The sequence below is a fragment of the Levilactobacillus cerevisiae genome (assembly GCF_003946245.1).
In the GTDB taxonomy this organism is placed as follows: Bacteria; Bacillota; Bacilli; order Lactobacillales; family Lactobacillaceae; genus Levilactobacillus; species Levilactobacillus cerevisiae.
The window spans coordinates 1-23,285 of the sequence record NZ_RHNN01000002.1; the positions used below are offsets into that span (position 1 = coordinate 1).

Below are 23,285 nucleotides of genomic sequence, written 5' to 3' on the forward strand. Positions count from 1 at the left end.
CTCAAAAAAAATTGCCTAATCTCAAAGGATTAGACAATTTTATAAATGGAATTACCAACAACAGTTGACATAGAACCCCTTTTTTGCTGGCTTGAGATGGGGTGGCCGCTTCTCGGCGGATAAAAAAACTACCCAAGTGGCGGGTAGTTTTTGCGTGTTCTGATAGTAGTGGCTGGGAATCAATTGCCTAGTGAATCGCGTATTGCCACTTCTTGTAGTAATCGTAAAGTCCAGAAGATTTCATGTACTTCACGGTTTTGTCATTGTGTTTCTTGGTTCCGGTGTACCAGAAGGCATAGTCATCTTGGTAGGTGTGGTAGAAGCCGAATGTCTTCCTATGTCTTTCCGTTTCGCGATAAACCAGGAGCTTTTTACCTGTCAGTGTGTTGTCATGATGCCACTTGCCGGTTTTATGTGGTCGGGAGTACCATTTTACCTGGTGCTTTTTGACGATGACTTTACTAGCACCGACCTCCTTATCCCAGTTGTACCAAGTTCCTCGTGAGCGGACCGGTGTCGTGTGGGTGTACTTGATCCCAATCAAAGTTCGGGGTGATCCATAGGACTCAGCGGCGGCACTTTGTGTGGTGATTGCGACACCACTGGCTGTACTGAAGGTGACTAGGGTGCAAAGCCAGATGATTTTTTTGAGCATTGAATTCTCCTACCTTTCTATGTATGTGAAGTGTTGTGTTGTGGTGGCTGAGGTCAATTGACCTGATGGGCCAACTACTTCAGGTTTGATTATACGCAGAGGGATGACACAGTGTGTCGTTGGAGAAATAATTTTGAATTTTTTGGCTTGTTGTCAAAGGTTGATCTGGTACAATTTTTTGGACTCATCATCTGCATAACTTTGGGAAGTATCTGCAGGTTGTGGATTCCTTTTAATTCAGAAATAGCGAATGATTGCCGCTGGTACAGTGTTTCTATGAGGTGAGTATCTGCAGGCTATCTGCAGATTGATTTGACGTGGTTAACGTGAAGGGGGATTACTGTGATGAACTTCAAAAAAATAAAAGGTGAAACCGAGACTCGGCTCACCTTTTATTCAGTGCTAATTTGAAACGAGTTCCGCGAATGTGATTAATGTTATTGCTGAACGTTGGGAACTGGATTGCTTTCTTGGAAAATACCTTTAATCTCATCAGCCTTGTGTTGGAGTTCTGTTACCTTTTGCTTGGCCAATTTTAATCGGCCATTTAGGTCGTTCAGCTTCTTTGCCGCGTCAGAATGAGCTTTGTCTGAATTTAAAGCGGCTGTATAAGCTGTTTTGGCTGTGTCACGCTTGCCTTCGAGCTCTTGTTTCTTGGCGGCCGTGTCCGCATTCGATAAATTACTTTCTGCTGTGTCCCAGGCCTCTTTCTTGCTTAACAAATCAGCGAATGCCGAATCATTCTTCTTTGCATCAGATTTTTCGTTTGTTAAATCTGCTACATTGGACTTTGCATCTTTCAAGTCATCAGAAACTTTTTTAACTTCTTGCTTGATTGTAGCCCAGTCCTTCACTGGTACATAATGGACGCCACCTTGACTAGTTGGCTTATCCTTATTCTTCTCAGGCTTCTTATCATCACTAACCTGAGGCTTAACCGGAGCCGGAGCAGTCTGCGTTTCCGTCGTCGTGCTCTCGTCAATGGATTGCGCATGCTTCTTCACCTTATGCGTGTAAGTCCGGGCCTTCAACCCTGCGTGGGTGGCCTTGAGCTTAAACTTCAGCTTGGTCAGGTTGTTGCTCTTCACCTTCAGCGTGAACTTGCCGTGCTTGTTGGCAGTCGTTTCTGCTTGCTCGTGGTGCTTGAGCTTCATCAACTTGACGTGGGATTGGGCCGTGGTGTAACCGGTCACCTTGTGCTTGGAGATCTTTACGTGGGTAATCTTGGCGACCGCGTGATGTGGTGTCGTCTTGGCAGCCAGGGCGCTAACTTCGCCACCGGTAACAATCGAGAGCAACGTTGCGGCGATAACAATCTTCTTCATATCCATAATAAAATATAATCCCCTTTATGGTGCGTCTTGCCAACCTTTCGATTGGTTGAAGCTACTATAGCATGTGAGAGACGACCGCAAAAGAAGAGATGAAAATCAGCGAAAATGGTTCATACGATTCCCCACGTTAATCACTTATGGCGCCGGGAATCCTGGCCCCACACGTTTTCATGATAAATTTAGTAATACCCTAAAATTTTTGAAAACGACCATTCTTGGTTACACCTTGAACCCGATAATTGCCAAATTAATAACGCAACGCAAAACAGCTCGCGGTCCCCAAACCACGGGCTGTTGGACGTCTTCTATTCGCTAGTGAGTTAAATAAAGTGTGCATATGGTGTCAGTCAGTTTGCGTTATTTATTTTGTTGGTGCAAGTTCACTAAGAAGCAGAAGAGGTGAGGCTAGATGATCAGTGAAAGGGTGGTGCTGTCAAAGCTTAATAATTGATGTCTTCCGGCACGTAAGTCTTGTCCAGCGAGTACATCTCATCCATCAAGCTGCTCAGCTTCGTTCCCGCGTCATCCACCGGCTTGAGTTGGAAGAAAGCGGCGTCTCGTTCCTTTTGATTGGAAATAATCTGCCCGTTGATACTGTTGATGCGCTTGGTGGCGTCCTGGATGGCCGCTTGATCGTTGCGTCCCTTGGCGGCTGCTAAATCGTGTTCCACGACGGCGCAGTTCTCCAACAGTTTCGCATTGGCAGTCGTCAGCGCAGCAATTTTCGCCAGCACCGGTTGCATTTGCCCCTTAAGCTGCATGAACTTCGCTCTGGCCGCCGCAATTTCTGCACGCTTGGCCTTGATGGCATCGGGACGACTCACGCCCGGCACGTCTTGGCTGCTGTAGCTAGGTTGGTGCACCGCCACTTGTGCCGAATTGCCACCCGCAGTAACCGTCCCCACGGTCGTTGCGGTCGGTGTCCTCTTCACGGCCCGTTTGATCTGCTTGTTGCTAAATGTCCGCGTCTTGTAGCCGGCCTTGGTCACGGTCAATTTGAATTTTAATTTGCTCAAGTTCTGTGACTTGACCGTGATCTTGAACTTGCCGACCTTACTGGTTTTCCCCGTTGCCAGTTTCTTCCCGTGAGCATTCACCAGTTTCACCTTAGCGTTCTTGGTGGTCTTCCCCGCCACGGTGTGCTTGGTCACCGTGACCTGTGTGAGCTGCCCGATTGTCTTGGTTTTGGCAAGAGCCCCCAGCTGTCCACCAGAAACCACCGTCAGCGTCGTTGCTACCAAAAGTAGGTGCTTGATCCCCATAGTCATGATGTTTTCCCCTTACTCTTTAGTTTTTAGCACAATTAAATTGTGTACCATCAGTCTAGCATGAATGTCACGCAAAAAAAAGCAGAGATGAAAATCACAAACAACGATTGAGGGGCAACACTTCACTAATTCACAATTCTAGCGTAATCTGTCGTTGCTTGAAATGAAGCGATTACAGAAAAACACAATTTCACAATCTCAATATTAAAAAGTTTGTGAAATTCTAGTTTTCAACACTAGAAATAAGCGCTTTAAAACTCGTCAAAATTCATCATAGAAGCATGAACATCTAGTTTTAAACACTAGGTAGGTCAAAAAAGTTCACACAAAAACACCCACCAACCAGTGATCAATCCGGTTAGCGGGTGTTTTTTGGTCGTGTAATCCGCGGTCACACGACTCATTTGAATTAGTTTGCGACCTTGTCGTGGGTACCGTCGTACATGTAGTCCCGCGTCATTGGTAACATCCGGGCAGAAGGGCCCTTCGAAATCAAATACTGAATCACGTCAATATTACCAGACTTGAAGGAAGCTGCGCAAGCCTGTAAATAAAGATCCCACATCCGGACGAACTTTTCGTCAAACATTTTGGCAACTTCGTCACGGTGTTCGTTGAAGTTCTGGTCCCAGATCTCCACTGTCTTTTGGTAGTGGCGACGCAGGGGTTCCATGTCATCAATTTGTAAGCCGCTTTCGATGATGCGGGTCGTGTTTTCAACCAGTCCAGGGACGTAGCCACCGGGGAAGATCCACTTGTTTAACCAACCGTTGTTGGCGCCACCCTGTTGCCGGGTGATCCCGTGAATTAAGGCCACGCCGTCGTTCATCAAGTATTTCTGAACGCAGTCGAAGTACTGGCCCAAGTTTTCTTGACCCACGTGCTCGAACATCCCAACGGACGTGATGTAATCCCACTGTTCGTTACCCAGCTCACGGTAGTCTTCCAACCGAACTTCGGCGACGTTTTCGAGGCCTTGGTCCTTAATTTGTTGGTTCACGTAGTCGTATTGTTCCTGGCTGAGCGTGATGCCGGTAACGTGCAGACCGTAGTCCTTAGCCGCCGTCAACATCAACGTGCCCCAGCCACAACCAATGTCGAGTAACGTTTTACCCGGTTGCGGGTTCAACTTCTTGATGATGTGGTGCACCTTGTTCATTTGCGCCGTGTAGAGCGTGTCTTCCGGCGTTTCAAAGTAGGCACAGGAGTACGTCATGGTATCATCCAACCACAAGTCGTAGAAATTATTACCGATATCATAATGGTTCTGAACGTCGGCCTTACTTTCCTTTTCCGTGTGCTTTTGCTTAGGCAAGAAATGAATATATTTCTTATTGTGGAAGAAGCTGTCGGCGTTTTCGTAAGCGGCCGTTAGCAAATCCTCGATACTCCCATCGATTTCAATGGTGCCGTCCATGATGGCTTCTCCCAGCGCGATAGACGCGTTGCGGGAGATTTCCTTGACCGGAATGGCCTCGTGGATGGTAATCGTGATGTCAGGAGTGCCAGTCCCGTAGACATCGGAAGTGCCGTCCCAGTAATTGACGCGGACGGGGACGTTAAACGTGTGACTCAGAAACGTTTTGTAAAAAGTTTTTTCAAGCATGACAGGGTCCTTTCCGGTTTTCTTAGATTAAATTTGGACACAAAGAAAACGAAATTTACTACGCCATTATACGCCTTTAAGGGGGTAATGGGTAAGGGGGAGACTTGATGTAAGCGGTTAACATTAATTTGCAATGAGTCCGCGGCAAAATCAGGCGCTTCCGCTGGTCTGCATGGTATAATGTAAACATAACTAACCAGGCGGAGGTCTTTCATTTGAAAAAGTGGGTATGGGTCGTGGCAACAATCGTGGTTGCACTGCTGATTGGTGGGTACGCGTACTCCAACCATCACGCAACAGCTAAGGAGTACCAAGCGGCAATGGCCAACGGACGCACGGCCATTCAAAGTAAACACTACACGCAAGCGGAGAGCTATTTCCAAAATGCGCTCAAACGCCGACTGAACGACAAGCCAGCGCAACGGTATCTGACGCAGACACAACGGTACGTGTCGGCTGAAAACGCACTGTCTGGCCGCAAATTTGCGCTGGCACAGAAGCGCTATGACACGGTTAAGGCAACCAAGAATGCCTCGAATGTCCTCGTGACACGGGCAACGTCGAAGTCGAAATTGGTCAAAGGTATTAGCGCTAACGTTAAACAATTCAAGAAAATTTTAAAGACGGCTAACGGGCAGAATCAAGCCTTGAACTACGGCCAATCGAACACCACGTTGGATGAACTCTTCACCAATGCCAAGTTCCGCCAGAGTTATTACAAGAACCTGTACGATCAAGCACTAGCACTCCGGAAGGCTAACAATGCCGGTCAAACGGCGGCCATTTCCAGCAGCAGTAGCAGTGATGCGTCCAGTTCAGCGGCGGCTTCCAGCAGTAATACCACGAACAGTTCGAGCGCCTCATTGACGTCATCCGAACAGTCGGCGGCCAAGAATTACTCTGGTAGCAACGAATACACCGTCACCAAGAAGCAACAAGAACTGAACGGCAAGACCATCACGGCGGCCCAAATCACCAGCGCCCGCAGCACCATCAACGCGGCGGGCGTCCAAGCAGACGCCATGAGTGATCAAGACGTCCGGGTAGCCATGCAACAAGCCAGCAAGAAGGGCGTCTCGTTAACAAAGTACGCCCAACAATACTTGAAGTAGTTGCCGAGTGTGACTGACGGCGGTTCGCACAAACTGTAATTTGATAGTAATTGTCGAGGACGTTCCGCGTTGGCTAGTGACTGGCTGCGGGAGCGTCCTCTTTTGGTTAGGTGGGGATGGGTGTTTGGCGACTTGGTGAGCGAAATTTACTGGGAAAAGGTTTCCACGCTGGTAAGATCTCAGTTACCGTCTCAGTTGCCAGTGTATTTGCAGACGATTTCAGTGAAGTTGTCACTATCGTTCAGATAACCAATAGCCAATAACGACGAATAACGAGGGTGGGTGCACCCGTGTGAACCGGAGGCAGCCAGGTACGGAGCCAGCTGTGTCGGTGGTGTTGGACCGAGCGGGTTACTCGGCCCCACACCACGGGACGACTTTTGAGACGCGTGGTCTACGCGGCTTAAAAGCGAGCTGGAGGACCGTTTCTAAGGCCGCAAGCGGGCCCCACAGCAGGCGTAGTACCTGGAGGCCGCAGGTGTCCCAGCACGAGACCGTGTAACTATCCTGAAATGGGAACCGCGCCACGTAACGCAGACAGCGGTCAGCAGGAGTGTAGAAGACAGGGGCTTGTGTTGCCACGGAGCCGGAGGCAGCTGGGTGCGGAGCCAGCTGTGTCGGTGGTGTTGGACCGAGCGGGCTACTCGGCCCTACAGCACGGGGCGACCTTGGAGACGGGCGAACTTCACGGCTTCAAGTCGAGGTGGAAGCCCGTTCCCCAGGCTGGAACCGACCCCACAGCAGGCGTAGTACCCAGAGGCCGCAGGCGGAGCAACAAACACAAACCAAACGTATTCGTAGCGAAAGAGTTCAGGAGATTAAGTAAGAAACTTTACCATTTCCAACGAATAAGTGGCAAAACTTGACACGAAAGGCAAGTTAGTAAACAAATCGACTAATCAGCTGATTGGCCAAATGAGTAACAGAATGGACGATTTTGGTGCTTCTAAGCCCGACCTAGCAGGACTTCACCCCAAATCAGTCGCCAAAACCGTCAAAAATTTCACGAGTCGTTTTCCAAGCTATATTCGTTAGGAGGATTTACTATATAGTTAGAATCAGAATCTACAAGGGGGGTTAGGTAACGCGACCCCCACAAATAGCGGGTGAGCACCAATCTTGGGGGATGGGGCAACCTAAACTGATTTGATTCCCGAATCGCCACAAGCTATTTCAGGGGCACGTTATCAAGAAAATTATGATTATCAACAAACACATTATGCGCACCACCAATGAGAAACAGGTTTTGCAGCAAATTGTGAATGCTGGTCCGATTTCTCGGAGCCAGATATCACGAAATCTTAGTTTGAACAAGGTTACGGTCTCGGATATTTATAGTCAGTTACTACATGAAGGGTTGATCCGTGAGGTTGGTCACGGTGTTAGTACCCGGAATGGTGGGCGAAAGCCCGTTATGGCATTACTAAACGTGGGGTATGGTTATGTCATCAGTATCAACATTTTACGGTCACGCTTCTCGATGATTACCTGTAGATTGGACGGGCGGTCGGAGAATTATGAAAGCGTCTCGACGCGTGACGTTGACTTAACCTCGGTCCTGGATATGATTGATGAACGGATTGCCAATATCATGGCGGCAAGCCCGAACCGGTTGTTGGGGATTGCCTTTGGGTTGGACGGCACAATTTACAAGAATCAGATTTTGGGCGCCTCACTGAAGGGCTTCAAGAATTTTGATTTGGCAAAATACTTCAGTGATAAATTCCAGATACCCGTTATTTTGGAAAATTTGGCTAACGAATCGGCCATTTATGAACGGGACTTTTCCGGCGAAGGCGTGTATGAAAACTTGATCTCGGTGACCATCCGTGACCAGGTCTCCGCTGGGATTGTGACGGAGGGCCACCTGTATCGGGGGCACAACGGTGAGGCCGGTAATATCGGTAACTGTCCGTTGGCTGATCGGTATAAAGAAGATAATATGGAAGACGTCAACCACTACGTCGCAGAGGGCAACGTGCTGCAACGGATCATGGCCTACCAAAACATTGATCGAGTTGACGTCAATCGAATTCGGCGTGACTACTTGGGTCACCGGCCTGAGCTGTTGGCTATTTTGGACGAGTTTGCCTACTACCTGAGCAAGGTCTTGGGCAACCTGTCCAGCACGTTTGCGCCGGATGCCATCATCGTCAACGCGCCAATTTTGGAGCTGTTGCCGGAATTGATGGACAAGGTCCGCGACTACGTGGGCCAGTTAGACATTTTAAGAAAAGCACCGTTACTCTTGACGAAGAACTCCAAGGAAGCAGCGTTGATGGGTGGGGCTTCGGCCATCATCCACAAGGCGTTGGCATTGGATGACTTACAACTGACCTTCAGCAATCAGCGGTCGGCAGTCTTAGAGGGCGTCGAATCATAAAGAAAATTGATTGGGTTACCACATAGGGACTCCTGTTCAGTACAAGCTGGGCAGGAGTTTTTATTTACCAGTTTCAATTGTGTGGGGGTTACACCTTACCGGGTGACGAAAATAAACCGGAACGCTGTGGGCGGGCGCCTAGAGCCGAAAGGCGGTCTCTAGGCTTACTTTGAGCCGCTATGGAACGCGTCTCAAAGGTACCAATGATCTAACCGGCTAAGAACGCCGCTAAGATCATTCCCACGACTGAGTTTGTTTTCGTCGCCCTCACGGCATATGTGGTCGGAACTGGCAACTAAAAACGTGTTGGTGGACAATCAATGTGTGGTTGAAGTGGGCCGGCCAGTGTTGACTACAGGCACAAGTGACTTGTAAGCGTATCCATCGCTGGTGCCATACCTACCAGTCATTACCGACCCAACCAGCTCAATTTCGCCAGTTGACAAAAATCATCTAAACCACTAGGGAATCTGGCGAGATACGGTATAATGAAGCTATTGAATGGATGGGGGAGATTCACAAGTGAGTTTATGGCATCGCTTCATTGAAAACGTCCAGCTTCGGCGCTTTACGGTGCTGGCGCTGATTATCTTTGTCCTGTGGCTGATCAGGGCGGAAATGAACATGATTCTGTTGACGTTCATTTTCACATTTTTAGTGCTGCAACTGGTCAAGGCGGTCCGCAAGGTGGTTAAATTACCACCGGCGTTGATTGTCTCGCTAACGTACATTATCGTGATTGGCGCGCTGTATTGGGCGGTCACGACCTACTTGCCGCAGATTTTAAACTCGTCGATCAGTGGGATTGAGCACCTGTTTAAGTTTTATCAGAATCCGAAAAATGATAGCAACGAGATAATCAGTTACGTGGCGAATTACATCAAGACGTCGGACATCGTGAACCAGCTTCAGAGTGGGGCTAAGCTAGTCTTGACCTACGTTTCCACGATTGGTTCGTTCGGGGTCACGCTGTTCATGTCGATGATTTTGAGTTTCTTCTTCACGATTGAAGACAAGCAGATGGGCGAATTTTCCAAACGCTTCCTGACCAGTACGTACGGTTGGTTCTTTGAGGATATTAAATTCTTCGCCACCAAATTCGTTAACACGTTCGGGGTCGTTTTGGAAGCCCAATTCTTCATCGCCCTGTGCAACACCGTGATTACCACGATTGTGCTGGCTATCATGGGGATGCCGCAGTTGCCGACGCTGGCGATTATGATCTTCATTTTGAGCCTGATTCCAGTGGCCGGGGTCATCGTCTCCGTGGTGCCACTGACCATCTTGGGCTACTCCGTGGGCGGTTTCCGCTACGTGGTCTACATCCTGGTGATGATCGTCGTGGTCCACGCACTCGAGGCCTACGTCTTGAATCCGAAATTCATGTCGAGCCGCACGGAATTGCCAATCTTCTACACGTTCGTCGTCTTGTTAGCGGGCGAGCAACTGTTTGGCGTTTGGGGCCTGATTGTCGGGGTGCCAATCTTCACGTTCTTCCTGGATATCTTGGGTGTCCGGCCGGTTCACGGCTTGCATCAGCCACCACACGTAGACGTGCAAAAATTACGGGAAATTCGACGCAATTACGGGTCAAATAACGATAAAGATGAGTAAAATGAGTGGCGCAGCCGATGAGGCGAGTGCCACTTTTTGTTAGGTGCCGCTTGCTCTAAGAGTTCTCACAGAAGAAAACGGTTACATGTAAAGAAGCACACAATTTAGCTGAAATTCGCGGCTAGATGGTGTAAAATGACAAAGTATTCTACGACAGAAAGAGGTTATAAGTGATGGCAAAATTAGTATTGATTCGCCACGGCCAAAGTGAATGGAACTTGGCCAACAAGTTCACTGGTTGGGTTGACGTTGATTTAAGCGATAAGGGTGTTGAAGAAGCCAAGGCTGCTGGTCAAAAGATCAAGGAATCTGGCATGAAATTCGACTACGCCTACACGTCAGTTCTGAAGCGGGCAATCAAGACGTTACACTACGTTTTGGAAGAATCAGACCAACTTTGGATTCCAGAAACCAAGACTTGGCGTTTGAACGAGCGTCATTACGGTGCATTGCAAGGCTTGAACAAGAAGGAAACCGCTGAAAAGTACGGTGACGACCAAGTGCACATCTGGCGTCGTTCTTACGATGTCTTGCCACCACTTTTGGCCGCAGACGCTGAAGGCTCAGCTGTTAAGGACCCACGTTACGCTAACTTGGACCCGAACATCGTGCCTGGTGGCGAAAACTTAAAGGTTACCCTGGAACGCGTTATGCCATTTTGGGAAGACGAAATTGCCCCAAAGCTGCTTGATGGCAAGAACGTCATCATCGCCGCTCACGGTAACTCATTACGTGCCTTAAGCAAATATATCGAACGGATCTCTGATGACGATATCATGGATCTTGAAATGGCAACCGGCGAACCAGTTGTCTACGACTTCGATGACAAGTTAAACATGACTAGCAAGACGAAGATGGGTAAGTAATTCCCTGATTCGTTGAAGCCGCCTTGAATGTAGAGGCGGCTTTTTCATGGCCTGAAAGTGGCTGGCAGCGTGAATAGTTAGTGCTGCTGTGGAGGTACGTGAGGTGCAGATACGTAGATATCAGGCGACTGATTTAGCCGATGTGATTCAACTGTTTCGGGCCACCATCAGTGAAGTTAATCAGCAAGACTATTCACCGGCACAGCTTGCTGCGTGGCTAGGGCCAGACACACCGGCCGTTCGCAACTGGTGGCAGAAGACGCTGTTGGCACACCAAACTTATGTGGCACTAGTTGCTGATGAATTAGTTGGTTTTGCTGATATGACAGGTGATGGCTATTTAGACCACTTATTTGTCAGCGCGGACCACCAACGTGCGGGCATTGCGACGGCGCTGTTAACGACGCTTGAACAGACCGTTCCGGAACCCTATACGACGGACGCGTCGCTCACCGCGCAGCCATTTTTCAAGGCACGAGGTTACCGAAGGGTGAAGCGCAACCTGGTCGTTCGGGATGGCGTGGGCTTAATTAACGAGACAATGACAAAAATAGACAAAGAGAAAAGAGATTGAATTTGGCAGAAAAAGAAGTCACCCAGATTGAAATGATGAAGATTATCGCGCTGTTTCGTAAGGAAGGTTTCAAGGGAGAGTATGAGACTTTCCAACGCGTGAGTGGCACCGACCGGGAGTTCTTCGTGGTCATGAGTAATGAGCAAGGCATCAAGGCGTTGTTCAAGGCGAGCTTGATGTTGAACGCCGTTGAGTTCCAGTACGTGTTGGATGACAAGCATACGTTTGTGACGGAAAATGCGGACGCCAGCTAGTCAGGCACTACGGAAGACAATCAGTGAGAATATCTGCGATACCGAGCTGGTGTATGAACGGGTGAACAAGAAGCTCTCAGTTGACTGGTCCCACAGCGAGACTGAGACGTAGGTACAGGCCATCTTGTGTGATCCGGACTCTTTGGTTGAGCGGCGTGGTAAGAATTATTACGTGGCTAATCAGAGGCGTAGGGGACGACTGACCATCAACGCCCAGAATTACCGGTTGATTACGGTCAATCGGCTATCAGAATAATGAGCTAACAAATACGGCTAGATTTCCTGTTGGGGGAATCTAGCCGTATTTGTGATAGGCAAGCTAATGCCATGCGAAGTGAAAAGTAATCTGTCTTTCTCCCAAGGACCGTGGTACAATACCTGTATCTTGGGGATTTGCAGGCGATACCCATGACTAACATTGCCGGTGATGGAAAGGTTCTTTATGCGCATAAATGTTTTGCAACATACACCAAATGAAGGTCCCGGGAGCATTGCGACTTGGGCCGAATTGCACGGTCATGCGCTGTTTACGTATCATCCCTATCAGTTCGGCCAACTGCCCACAGCAACGGACACGGACATGCTGATTATTTTGGGTGGGCCAATGAGTCCTAACGATGACTTGCCGTGGATTAAAGCCGAACGGGTGCTCATTCAAGACCTGTTGGCGCGCGATGTTCCCATATTTGGCGCGTGCTACGGTGCGCAGCAAATTACGAAAGTACTGGGTTATCCGGTCAGCAAAGCGCCGGCCAAGGAAGTCGGTTGGGCGCCGGTACAGCGGCAATCGTCAGTGATTCCGAATCTACCAGACACTCTAAATGTGTTACATTGGCACGAAGAGATGTTTCAGATTCCGACCGAGGCGACGTGGCTATTTGCGAGTGCGGCAGTTCGTAACCAGGGATTTGTGTTGAATCACCGGGTTGTGGGGCTCCAATTTCACGTTGAACCCCGCCAGAACAATGTGCGTGAGATGGTCGTCAATGACTTTCCCTATATCGCGGGATCGGTGCTGAATCAGACCGCCGAAGATATTTTACGGGTAACGGTGCCCGAAGAAAATGAACGGGCATTGTTTGCCATTTTAGATTATATTACTGAATGATGATGTTACCGAATAACTAAGAGACTGGGTCATTGAGGAAATCCTCATAGGTCCAGTCTCTTAGTTGTCTGATCAACGCCGAGACCGGCTGGCTTTTTTGGCGGAAAATACCGACGCCGGCTAGTCAGCCACTAATACTAGACCCGAACATCTTCAGAAAGAACGGCCAGTCCTTGAGGGTGCAATGCAGATTGGTGAAGTCCTTTCGTGATTAAGGGTGAGTACCCAATAACCGACTGTTTGCAGATGAAAAATCAATCTAACGGCACCGTTGCCGAGGGACGTTTGGGCGTTAGGAAGGCAACGACCAGTAACCCGACTGACACCACCGCCATTCCCAGGTAGGCCACGTTGACCCCCCGCATCAGAGCAGAACTGGCGGCCAACTGACTCGTATTTTTAGCGACGAAATTCATGACGCCAACAAAGATTGCGGAACCAATGGCGCCACCAATAGTTCGGAGTGCATTGATTAGTGCAGTGCCATGGGCCATTTGTGTTGGCGTAAAGCTGGCCATTCCCCAGGTCACCAAGGGCATCATCAGGCAGCCAATAGAGACGCTTCGAAGCACGTTCCAGGCCGCAAAAGTAATCAGTGAGCTGTGAACACCAAGTGGGACCATGCCCAGGTTACTGAGAACCAGGCTGATTCCTCCCACAATAAATAGCCGTCGCATCCCGAAGCGGTCATAGATTCGGCCGACAAAGGGACTAATGATGGCCATCGCTAGGGAACCTGGTAGTGTGACTAGTCCGGATACCGTAGCGGAAGCACCTTGTACGGTTTGGACCATTAACGGTAGGATAATTGAAGACCCCATCATTGCAAAGTAGAGTAAGACACTACCGATGACGGCGAGACTAAAATTACGGTCTTTGAAGGTCGTTAAATCAAGAAAAGGATCGGTTTGTTTAAGCTGTCTTCGTGTAAAAAGCACACCAGCTAGTAGCCCCAGAACAATGGGTAACAGGACAGTGACGGAGACAAACTTCGCTGTGCCGACGTTGCCAATGCCAATGGTGAGGCCGGCAAAGGCGATGGCACTGATCACAAATGAGCTGACATCAAATTTCTGCTTACGCACGTCCAAGACATTTTTAAAGACGATCAGCGCCATGATTAACGCAACCGTTAACAGACCAATAATTAAGTAGAAAATAGATTGCCAACCCCAGGTGTCGACGAGGATTCCGGCCAGGGTTGGTGCCAGGACGGGAGCCGCGCCGATGGACAGCCCATACCAGCCCATAATTGAACCGCGCTTTTCTGGCGGGTAAATGGCCAGTAGAATGACTTGCGCCATTGCGCTCAAGAGACCGTTACCGAGTGCTTGCATGACCCGGCCAATCATCATAATGGTAAAATTAGGCGCAATCACCGAGATGACCATCCCCGCAATCAACAGGGAAATCCCGGAAATGAAGAGTGGTTTCGTTGGGAACCGGGTAATTAAGAATGCGGTTAATGGCATCACAATCCCCATCGCGAGGGAAAAACCACTAGTCAGCCATTGGCCCGTGGTGACTGAAACGTGAAATTGATTGATCATCACGGGCAGGGCTGTGCTTAAAGCAGTGGCTAAGGCCGACCCCGAGACGACAGTAACCATGATATCTAGAAAAATTAACGTGCGTTGACGATTTGTCATTAAAAGACTCCTTCTCTCAATAGGCTCGGAGTGGTAGTATACGCTGGTGACGGGGAAAAACAATCAACAATCTGTCGACAGGTGTTGGGATAATGACAGCCGTGACTCGCGATTGAGGAGCCGGTCAAAGCGACAATAGCATTCCTGAAATCAGAAAGGAGCGGTTCCATGAATACGGCACACAACCAACGCGCCCAAGAGACTGAAGCGCACATTAAATCCGTGTTTCTATCAATGCTAGCACAACGAACGGTGCAGCAATCAATGAACGTCAAGCAGCTATGTGTGCATGCGCACATTAATCGCAGTACTTTTTACGTTCATTACAAGGATATTTATGATTTAGCTGAAAAAATTCAATTAGACCAGCAGGCCCAGGTGATTCAATTACTAGATCACTCGCTTGCCGTAGCACCGGACAACTTAGCTTTCGTCATGACGCGCTTATTTGAGTTTGTGTATAAAAATCGTTATTTCTACCAAGTGTACTTGCAACGCCACTCAGGTATTCTCCTGTTCGATTCTACAGAGTTTCAAAAGTTTATGACAAAAATAGCCGTGCCACTGCCCCACAATCCTGTTCAACGCCGATACCGGATGGCTTTTTTGACGGCCGGGGTGGGAGCAATGATGCGACAATGGTTAAAAGATGATTGCCAAGAAACACCGGTTGAAATGGCACAGTTAGTGGATTTGGCGTACCGGTAAAGGTAGAAGTTGCGTAAGTATCAAGAGGTTAATCAAGAGACGTTGACCCCACTTTGGGAGGGCAGCGTATTTTTTTTGCATGCTGTGGTGAAAACTCGCCTTTTAATATGAGACGTTTGCCTCAGCTTGCATACCAACGTCTGCGCATCTTCATCCCCCAAAGCGGCTAGACCTGAGACTGAGGCATACCCCTAAAGTTAAAGTGAAAATCACTTAACTTTAGGGGCTCTCTTATGCGTAAAATTTCAAAGCAAATAGAATACCTTCGCAATTTAACTGAATATGCGCGATAATTAACATGTATCTAATGCCGATTCAATTCCGGGATGAATTTGTCGTCACTAGCAATTCCACGTTAAAGAGGAGGGGCACCAATGAAAATAAAGACCACACTATGCCTAATTATCGCCGCCTTCACGGTAGGCGCGGCCGGTCTGGGAACCCAGGCCCAAGCCAAGTCAGCTGCCGTTAAGATTGGTAAGATTATGGTATCACGCGAATACCTGCATACGAATACGTTCTACCGTGCGAAAAAGGCCGTGACAATCAAGGTAACCGCGAACCACACGGACGGTACTTATGCGACGAAGACCGTCAAGATTCCCAAGAACACGGTTGTTTCGGGGCGAAAGGTCAACCTGAACAGTAAGGACCAAACGTTGTGGATCAATCTGCGTGACGAGTTAAGCTACCACGTCTTGAAGACGGCGTTTACGCAGCGCCCTAGTTACGTTCCTAGTGTGCAGAACCTTGCAGTCAGTCCGCAAGCCTTCAAGAAAGTTAAACGGCCGGTATCCTTGCCAACTTGGAGCTACGGGGACTTTTATCTTGGCGGTAAAGCCGCAATTTTTAAAAACACGACCACTCAGAAAATTCAATTTACTTCAGATGGCTACCTAGAAATCCACAAGTACGTGGCCGCAACTGGTACCACCACGCCTAAGCCAACACAATCGGCTAAAATCAAGCGCGTCCAGGTAAACGGGTCAATTCGCTACTACTATTTCAATAAAAAGATCAAAGGATTGACGTTGAAACCCGTGACGCAGCACGGCCAGAAGCAGTATCGGCTGACTGTCAAAAATTTACATCAACCACAACACAAGGCTGGTTTCTCAGACGACGACATACCGGGAACCTACTACAGTCTGTACAAGTTAGGCGGTAAAACCACCTTCACGCCAATTGCTGAGGATACAATCTACTAATACTGATAAGGGCCTAGTAGACTTATCAATTGACGATTAACAACTGGCCATCAACGCTGGGAATCGCCAGTTGATTACGGTCAATCGACTATCAGAATAATGAGCAAGCAAATACGACTAGATTTCCTGTGAGGGGAAGCTAGCCGTATTTTTCAGTCGTAGATTTATCAGATTAGTCGTCACTATCCGCAGCGTTGGTTAGCGCCCGGATATAACTCTCACCCCAAGCGTCCATTAACTGAATAACGGGCACCAAGGAGCGACCAAGGCTGGTGAGGTGGTAACTGGTCTTGATGGGCACGTAACTGGTGTCGATTTCCTTTTGAATGATGTGATCATTTTCCAGTTGGGCTAACTGCAGGGACAGCATGCGCCGGGTACAGCCGGATAGCGTTTTTAGCAGTTCCGTGTAGCGCAATTCCTGGTTCATGAGGCGACAGAGGATAATCGATTTCCATTTACCATCTAAAATTTTTAACGTCGTATCTAACGGGCAGGCCTCACCGTGTCGCGTTTGCGTGGTTAAAGCATCCATTGGTCACCAACCTCTATTCGCTGAATTTCGTTAAATTGTAGCATGGTCAGTGCAACCAAGATAAGCCATTGGCGTTGGTTCGTAAGGTTGCTCCGGGTAATTGATGATACCAGGTATCCTTTAATTCCCGTATTGCATTTACGCTGGTCGCCACCAATAATGGCCCTATTGGGGGGATCCTGATGAAATTTAAGCAGACTTTGTTTGTGAGTGGGCTGTGCTTAATCGTCTTTATCATTGGGGCGGATTCATTTGTCATTGCGCCACTATTGCCAGCGATTGAACGTGGATTTCAAATTAACCTAAGCCAGGCGGCGTTCGCGGTATCGGCTTACGCAATCAGTTACGCGGTCGGGGCGCCGCTATTGGGACCGCTGGGCGATTGCTATCCACGGAAACGGTTACTCCTAACTGGCATCGGTCTTTTTATCCTTGGCAGTTGGCTATGTGCAGTCGCGCCAACCATTATGAGTTTCTACCTCTTTCGGGCAATGGCGGGGATTGGCGCAGCGCTGACCCTACCAAATGTGTGGGCGTTGATTGGCCAGACATTTCGGGGACGCCAACGCAATGTCATCATGGGGATTACAATGTCGGCGCTGTCGTTATCGATTGTTATCGGCGTTCCGCTGGGGACCTGGGTGGCACAATTAGCAAGCTGGCAGTCAGCGTTTTGGCTTTCGGCGGGGGTGTCAGCAGTAGCCTTATTGGGGTTAAGCGTGGTCATTCCAAGCACCATCACGGTGAAGCGGTCAATCACCTATTTACGTAGTTATCAAGCGGTCTGGGCGTCGCATCAAACCTGTTTGACCTTGGTGGTCACCTTAATCTGGATGACAGGCTTTTACTCGGTCTATACATTCTTAGGAACCTTTGCGACGACGCAGTTTCACTTAAACACGTTGCAAGTGGGCGAGTTGTTCAGCCTCTATGGTGCCTGTAACTTTGTGGCCAGTTTCTTCAGCGGCCATTTGATGACCCACGTGGGCGCGCTAAAGGCAGTCAGGGTCCACGGCACGTTATCAGCGCTGATGATTTTGGGCATGGTTGCGGGCCGCCATAGCTTGGTGATTGTGGCTGTTAGTTTAGGCGGGTTGGCGCTGGTCCAGGGCCTGGGGGTGCCCGCGTTGACGACATACGTGGTAAATCTACTGCCAGCCCAGCGGTCGACTGTGACGGCTTTCAACAGTTCATTTCTGTATCTCGGCCTGACGCTCAGCTCACTAGTGGGCGGGCAGGGCTACGCGCGGATCGGCTTCAGCGGGATTGCTTTGGTTGCGGCTGGCATGCTGTTGTTGGCGGTTGGGTTGACGGTGCTGGTTGAACGGGTTAGTGGTGATGAAGAGGATGGGTAATCCTGACATTTTATGTTGGCGAATCTTTGGACCCAACAATTGAAAAGATTACGCTCAGTCTTCAAACCGCAGCCGATTTTTGCCAGCTGATGATTGCTGTAAAAAACAAGATTGCTGAAACGAATCAGCTTAAAACACCCGCTCAGCTATGGTTAATGCCCGTTTCCGTTCAAGATCGTCCTGAAGCAAGTAAGTTAATGGATTTGATGGCTAAAGATAGCAAAAATCTGCTAGAGAAATTCTTAGTTGTCGTCGATGAGCAGGACCAGGTGAGCGATGGCGTTTTGATGCGTAACCTTCCGGAGGAGATGCTGGCCAAAATAAATAAGCAGCAGTCTTTGCGAAGCAATTAGAGTATCAGTGCCGATGTAACACAGGAAGTTAATTCGTTTGAAGTGATGCCTGTTTTTTCAGAGTTAGGCAATAACTTGGAGGAGAAGCAGTCATTGTATTTATGCTCTTGGGTGCGAATGTTTTTAGTTTGGAAAAAAGGAATACGTTGCTGTGAAAGGCATTCGGCCACTGATGTTTTGAATTAGGAAAAGGAAATGATACTGAATTTTTTAATTCTGACACGTGTTCTGGTGGAAACATCGGGTGTGTTACACCGAGTAAACAAGGTAGCATTAGCGGATAATGACGACGAAGGCTAGATTTCCTGAGTGGGAATCTAGCCTTTTTTGATGAATAAATTAATGGGGATGTCATTAACGCTCTGGCCGCTCTACCACGGTGATAGATTCTGAATCGCGTCATCATAAGTGTCAGTGAAGGTCACTTATAAGGAAAAGTGCATGCCACTAAGCACTTGAACCCTTCCATAGTTCAGGTATAGTTAACCATGAACACCACATTTTTAAGGGGATGGACAAAGTGAAACTGAATCAAGCGATTAAATTGGCGATTGCAACGATGACCATGGTTGTTGGGGTGTCGGTGGGAACCCAAATGCACGTTGACGCAGCAACGTGGCACAAGGGTACGCCAAAGGTGTTGCGGGGTAAGTACAAGCGTGGGCGATCAACGGGTACGGGGGCATTAACTTGGATGCAAATCCATGTCAATAAGTCCTCTTATGAATTTGCCCAACACGATTCCCCGGTACAGGTTGTGAAGCATGTGTCGTATAAAAAGCTTGGCAAGCACACCTATAAGCTCCGTGGAACTGGCATTCGAAGCGGCTATTATTTGGGCGGTAAAACGTCAATGACGCTTAAGAAGAGTGGCCATCGGGTTGTTCTGGGAACCCTGACGTTCCACAAATACTAGAAGCCATTCATTAGAAAATCGGGTGGCAGTTCACGCCGTTAAAGTGGGTCATGACATTTCAGAAATGAGGGAAGATTGTATGCACAGAAAACGATTATTACTTATGCTAGCAGTTGTCATTGGTTTTATCGGCTTGAGTTTTCAGGTGGCAGAGGCGTCCGTGACTTATACGAACGGTATGCCCAAACAGTTAGTGGGCAAACGTTGGCGCACCAAGATTAAGCGCAGCACAGGGCGTGATGGGTATGCCAAAGGGTTTCCTAAATTTGTTTACGCTAAGGCAACCAAACATTCCTTTGGTGCCACTGCTTCTGGTGGAAATGGGGAAGCAATTTACAGTCATGTGAGTTATTACAAGGAAGGTACCAGGCACTGGTTCCTTGCAGGTGATTCCGGTAATAAGAGTAATGCGTTCAATTATTTTGAAGTTAAGCTGAGTAAAAATCATCGGACACTGAAATTTAGCAATATGTTTACGGATAAGACTTGGAATGATCAGCGGCGTTTTTACACAGCCCATCAATTCACCCATTTTCCTAAATGGCATGGACACGCAGTACGGTAGAAAACTCATTAGACACAGTAAAAACGGCTAATTCCCCAGTCAGGGAGTTAGTCGTTTTTGTTGTGTCCAATAGTTATTCCTGCACATACTGGACGAATCGTTTGGAAGAACTGATCACTTGGACACGAATCCAATCTGAACTGGTTATGCCAGACCAGCTAGTCATCGACATAGTCTTTAACCTCAATCGATTGGCCAACGTAGTAGCTTTTCCCATTAACTTTGTAAGTTGTCCACGTGGCTTCTTGCGTATAGCCATCTGGGAAGAACGTTTTATGGTGCTTGGTAGGATTATGCACGACTGTTAAACGGTAATGGCCACGACTGATTTTCTTGTTGGGCATCCCCTTGAGTGGCTTAGCATAATCTATCGTGGTCGTCCGACCCTTGACGGTGACTTTGCTGACCTTGACCGAGGCAGTTGGTTTCCAAACGTTTAGGCCGCCGACAGATTGATAGAGTCCACTCGGCGCAACCTTGGCAAGATCACTTGCGCTATAGTATTGCAGATAGTTATCGAGCGTCAGGTAGAAGGCCGGCGTCGTGACCAAATCATCCTTTTTCGGAGTTAGTTTAAATCCAGTGCCAGATTGAAATAAAAGTGTTCTGTCGGGAGCCTTTAGTTTGACGGGTGTGAAATTAGCCTTGGTAAATGGGACAAGCACGGGATGTAGATTATCCATGGTCATATACTTTAGATTTTTTGCACGGCTGTAGTGAATGGCGCCGGATGTGAGACCAGCTGTTGGAACGTATTGCCCATTAACTTCGTTTCTATTCACCCCCGAGACCGCCAGCAGAGAACCCTTCTTTTTCAGCAGCTTCTTGTATTGCTTGCCAGATTTTTGGTAAAATCCCACGTCCATAGTCTTCTTCAGTCGAACGTATTGCGTCGTATCCGACAGGTATGGCGAGGAACTCTTGGTAGCGGCTTGGGCATTATTAGCCAAGCCTAAGATACCAGCAGCAATCAATGTCGCGCTCAGCAACAATCTTTTCATATCAGAAATCTCCCCTAAATGCCGCGTGCACACATGATGTTTCCAAGCGCACTCGGTAAAATTAAAATGTTTAGTCATATTGGTCCTGCAACTAATAATTCATGACAATACCAATAGCTCTGACTATATTCTACACCAAGACTACCGAGTTAAACGCATTTTCATTTAACAGGGTATTTAGCCCACCGGTTGCTGCTGCGTCACGCAATGCAGCATCCCCCCGTACCGGTACAGCGCGGTCACATCAATGCCCACAACTTTCCTGTCGGGATACAGTCGGCGGTAAATCTGCAGCGCCGCCTGATCATTGCGGTCGTGGTAAGTCGGCACCAGGACAACTTTATTGCCCACGTAATAATTCAGGTAGCTTCCCTGGTAGTCCAGGCCCCGCACATTCTTGGCAGTTAGCGGGAGGGTCACCAGTTTATAACGCTTGCCCGCCGCGTTGGTCGCCGTCTGTAGCCGCTCGTAATCCTGCTGGTGAATGCCGTCATAGAGCCGGTTGAAGTCACTTTTGGATACCGTCAGCAGCGTCCGGTCGTCGTAAAACCGTGCCATGCCATCAATGTGGGCGTCGGTGATGTCCTCACCTTTTACGCCGTCCAGCCAGATGAAGTGGGTTACGCCAAAGGCCTTCGTCAATGCCGCCTCCGCCTGGGCCTGGCTGACCCCCGGATTGCGGTTACGATTCAAAACGGAACTCCTGCACAACATCGCCGTACCGTGGCCGTCCATTTCTATCGAGCCGCCCTCCAGTACGAGCCCCGGCATCCGCAGTAGCGGCAGCTTCTTGGCCTTAGCCACGGCCGCGGGGAGGCGGTTGTCGTACTGGTGCGGCGCCTTGTTTCCCCAGCCGTTAAATTTAAAATCAGCGATTGCCAATTTGCCGTTGGGTTGGCGAACGAACAGGGGCCCCGTATCCCGCGCCCAGACGTCATCGCTCTTCGCCAGGGTGAAATCGACCTGACTCATGGTCACCTTGGCATGCGTGAGCAGTTTAGTGATTCGCCGCTGTTCGGCCGCGTTGTAAGCAATGATGTGCACCCGTTCGTCGCCCGTCAGTGCCTTGGTCATCGCTATCCAGGTGGGCTCAATTTCCGCGCGGTAGTGCCGGCCATAGGTGTAGCGCTGGGGCCAAGTCAGCCAGGTGCCTTCGTGTTGCGCCGATTCGCTGGGAAAATAATTTGTGGTCATTGCCGTCGCCTCCTTGTTGGTGCTGCAGCCACTGAGAAACAGTAAGAGAAAACAAAGTGTCAGTTTGAAAAATTTCATCGCGGTCGTCCTTTCTCGATTAAGGAAAGAATACCCCTTGACACTGTGTGAAGGTCAAGGGGTGATTTGGACGGAAATTTCCGTGATGTAATCGTGGCTGCTGGCGGCAAAGGTCTGGTCTAAAAAGTAGCGCTCGATGAAGGGCGTGGTCAGCCGCTGGTGGTGTTGCTGGGCGTACTGGACTAGGCGGTCATAGGCCATGGCAATGTTGTCGTAGCTGCCGAAATGCAACGTTGACAGGTAGGTGCCGGCGGGCAGGGTATCGCGAGTTAACGCGGCTGGAGTAGTGTTAAATGCGCAGGGCACGGCCACCCGGTAAGCGGTCGTCGCGGCGTCGGGGTCGCACAGCAACAGGGCCAAGCCAGCCGGTTGAACGGGGATGCTGGCCAACGTGTGGTACAGGCGCGCAAAGGCAGTGTCGATGTCAGCCTCGTCAGCCGCGGGCTCGCAGACCAGGTGGCGTTCAGGCTGCTGGGTCACCGAAACGGCGTCGTCACTGGGAAGTGAGGCGGGCGCGTCGCCCAATAGCGTGGCGAGCAATTCCCCGGCCTGATCCTGCTGCACGTCTTGCTGGGCGAGTTGTCGCTGCTTGGCCTGTGCCAGCTGTTGAATGGCCGCGTCACTGGCGCCCAGCAACTGAGAAATTTCGGCCAAGGTGAACCCACAGGCCTGGTACTTTTTAATTAAGGAAATTGTGGGGATTTGCGTCGAAGCATAGAAACGGTAGCCGTTGGCCAACACCGTCTGTGGCTTGAACAGGCCAATCTTATCGTAGTGGCGCAACATCCGGGCACTGATTTTATTGATGGCGGCAAACTTGCCGATGGTGTAGCCAAGGTCGGCATCACTGGGATGGGACGACTGGTCATTGGGGGTCAAGGCGACTGCTCCTTTCGTTGCGGCATTTTTTAAAGCTTACGCCACCTATTTTACAGGTCCGTGGGGGTGA

At 49.2% G+C, this 23,285-nt stretch carries 23 protein-coding genes; 14 read left to right on the forward strand and 9 right to left on the reverse strand.

All coding sequences use genetic code 11. From position 1 onward, the window contains the following. Window positions 1-187 precede the first annotated feature (187 nt). From EKM99_RS00820 to EKM99_RS00835, 4 genes are all read right to left on the reverse strand, one after another. Complete coding sequence (locus EKM99_RS00820; protein ID WP_125579960.1) at window positions 188-655, reverse strand: hypothetical protein; 468 nt, start codon at window positions 653-655, stop codon at window positions 188-190. Window positions 656-1,092: 437 nt separating this feature from the next. Further along, entirely contained in the window at window positions 1,093-1,986 is an 894-nt protein-coding gene (locus EKM99_RS00825) for a hypothetical protein (protein WP_225419739.1), read from the reverse strand. 443 nt (window positions 1,987-2,429) lie between these two features. Then, window positions 2,430-3,257, reverse strand: coding sequence for an Ig-like domain-containing protein (locus EKM99_RS00830; RefSeq protein WP_125579963.1), 828 nt, complete (start codon window positions 3,255-3,257; stop codon window positions 2,430-2,432). Between the two features lie 409 nt (window positions 3,258-3,666). Next, window positions 3,667-4,863, reverse strand: a complete 1,197-nt coding sequence (locus EKM99_RS00835; RefSeq protein WP_125579965.1) for an SAM-dependent methyltransferase — start codon at window positions 4,861-4,863, stop codon at window positions 3,667-3,669. Window positions 4,864-5,078: 215 nt separating this feature from the next. On the opposite strand from EKM99_RS00835, the gene EKM99_RS00840 reads away from it, so the two are divergent. From EKM99_RS00840 to EKM99_RS00875, 8 genes are all read left to right on the forward strand, one after another. Then, entirely contained in the window at window positions 5,079-5,975 is an 897-nt protein-coding gene (locus tag EKM99_RS00840; RefSeq protein WP_125579967.1) for a hypothetical protein, read from the forward strand. Between the two features lie 1,198 nt (window positions 5,976-7,173). Beyond that, window positions 7,174-8,358, forward strand: a complete 1,185-nt coding sequence (locus tag EKM99_RS00845; RefSeq protein ID WP_125579969.1) for an ROK family protein — start codon at window positions 7,174-7,176, stop codon at window positions 8,356-8,358. 522 nt (window positions 8,359-8,880) lie between these two features. Next, entirely contained in the window at window positions 8,881-9,972 is a 1,092-nt protein-coding gene (locus tag EKM99_RS00850) for an AI-2E family transporter (protein ID WP_125579971.1), read from the forward strand. 173 nt (window positions 9,973-10,145) lie between these two features. Beyond that, the gene (locus tag EKM99_RS00855) at window positions 10,146-10,838 is read left to right on the forward strand and encodes a 2,3-diphosphoglycerate-dependent phosphoglycerate mutase (protein WP_125579973.1); all 693 of its coding nucleotides are present in this window, start codon (window positions 10,146-10,148) and stop codon (window positions 10,836-10,838) included. Window positions 10,839-10,941: 103 nt separating this feature from the next. Next, the gene (locus EKM99_RS00860) at window positions 10,942-11,412 is read left to right on the forward strand and encodes a GNAT family N-acetyltransferase (protein ID WP_125579975.1); all 471 of its coding nucleotides are present in this window, start codon (window positions 10,942-10,944) and stop codon (window positions 11,410-11,412) included. A gap of 2 nt (window positions 11,413-11,414) precedes the next feature. After that, window positions 11,415-11,666: a hypothetical protein gene (locus EKM99_RS00865; RefSeq protein WP_125579977.1), complete on the forward strand. Its 252-nt coding sequence runs from the start codon at window positions 11,415-11,417 to the stop codon at window positions 11,664-11,666. A gap of 124 nt (window positions 11,667-11,790) precedes the next feature. Continuing rightward, a complete protein-coding gene (locus EKM99_RS16130) occupies window positions 11,791-11,922 on the forward strand; it encodes a DUF3781 domain-containing protein (RefSeq protein ID WP_164511469.1) in 132 nt (43 codons plus the stop codon). Window positions 11,923-12,108: 186 nt separating this feature from the next. Next, the gene (locus EKM99_RS00875; RefSeq protein ID WP_125579979.1) at window positions 12,109-12,774 is read left to right on the forward strand and encodes a type 1 glutamine amidotransferase; all 666 of its coding nucleotides are present in this window, start codon (window positions 12,109-12,111) and stop codon (window positions 12,772-12,774) included. 254 nt (window positions 12,775-13,028) lie between these two features. On the opposite strand, the gene EKM99_RS00880 is transcribed toward EKM99_RS00875, so the two are convergent. Further along, window positions 13,029-14,423, reverse strand: a complete 1,395-nt coding sequence (locus EKM99_RS00880; protein ID WP_125579981.1) for an MDR family MFS transporter — start codon at window positions 14,421-14,423, stop codon at window positions 13,029-13,031. A 168-nt stretch (window positions 14,424-14,591) separates the two neighbouring features. Between EKM99_RS00880 and EKM99_RS00885 the strand changes: the two genes are divergently transcribed. Together EKM99_RS00885 and EKM99_RS00890 are read left to right on the forward strand one after the other, a co-directional pair. Continuing rightward, window positions 14,592-15,131, forward strand: coding sequence for a TetR/AcrR family transcriptional regulator (locus EKM99_RS00885; RefSeq protein ID WP_125579983.1), 540 nt, complete (start codon window positions 14,592-14,594; stop codon window positions 15,129-15,131). 374 nt (window positions 15,132-15,505) lie between these two features. Continuing rightward, window positions 15,506-16,339, forward strand: a complete 834-nt coding sequence (locus EKM99_RS00890) for a hypothetical protein (RefSeq protein ID WP_125579985.1) — start codon at window positions 15,506-15,508, stop codon at window positions 16,337-16,339. A gap of 172 nt (window positions 16,340-16,511) precedes the next feature. On the opposite strand, the gene EKM99_RS00895 is transcribed toward EKM99_RS00890, so the two are convergent. Next, window positions 16,512-16,874: a winged helix-turn-helix transcriptional regulator gene (locus EKM99_RS00895; protein WP_125579987.1), complete on the reverse strand. Its 363-nt coding sequence runs from the start codon at window positions 16,872-16,874 to the stop codon at window positions 16,512-16,514. Window positions 16,875-17,056: 182 nt separating this feature from the next. Here EKM99_RS00895 and EKM99_RS00900 point away from each other — a divergent pair, with 182 nt between their 5' ends. The 4 genes from EKM99_RS00900 to EKM99_RS00915 all read left to right on the forward strand — a co-directional run bounded on the left by EKM99_RS00900 (window position 17,057) and on the right by EKM99_RS00915 (window position 20,063). After that, entirely contained in the window at window positions 17,057-18,229 is a 1,173-nt protein-coding gene (locus tag EKM99_RS00900; protein WP_125579989.1) for an MFS transporter, read from the forward strand. A 26-nt stretch (window positions 18,230-18,255) separates the two neighbouring features. After that, complete coding sequence (locus EKM99_RS00905) at window positions 18,256-18,582, forward strand: hypothetical protein (RefSeq protein WP_125579991.1); 327 nt, start codon at window positions 18,256-18,258, stop codon at window positions 18,580-18,582. A 520-nt stretch (window positions 18,583-19,102) separates the two neighbouring features. Further along, window positions 19,103-19,498: a hypothetical protein gene (locus tag EKM99_RS00910; RefSeq protein WP_125579993.1), complete on the forward strand. Its 396-nt coding sequence runs from the start codon at window positions 19,103-19,105 to the stop codon at window positions 19,496-19,498. Between the two features lie 79 nt (window positions 19,499-19,577). Continuing rightward, a complete protein-coding gene (locus EKM99_RS00915) occupies window positions 19,578-20,063 on the forward strand; it encodes a hypothetical protein (RefSeq protein WP_125579995.1) in 486 nt (161 codons plus the stop codon). A gap of 158 nt (window positions 20,064-20,221) precedes the next feature. Here EKM99_RS00915 and EKM99_RS00920 read toward each other — a convergent pair whose 3' ends face one another. From EKM99_RS00920 to EKM99_RS00930, 3 genes are all read right to left on the reverse strand, one after another. Beyond that, entirely contained in the window at window positions 20,222-21,064 is an 843-nt protein-coding gene (locus EKM99_RS00920) for a hypothetical protein (RefSeq protein WP_125579997.1), read from the reverse strand. 177 nt (window positions 21,065-21,241) lie between these two features. Beyond that, on the reverse strand, window positions 21,242-22,258 hold the full coding sequence (locus EKM99_RS00925) for an agmatine deiminase family protein (protein ID WP_225419740.1): 1,017 nt from the start codon (window positions 22,256-22,258) through the stop codon (window positions 21,242-21,244). Window positions 22,259-22,390: 132 nt separating this feature from the next. Continuing rightward, a complete protein-coding gene (locus EKM99_RS00930; RefSeq protein WP_125580001.1) occupies window positions 22,391-23,215 on the reverse strand; it encodes a MerR family transcriptional regulator in 825 nt (274 codons plus the stop codon). Window positions 23,216-23,285: the final 70 nt, after the last annotated feature.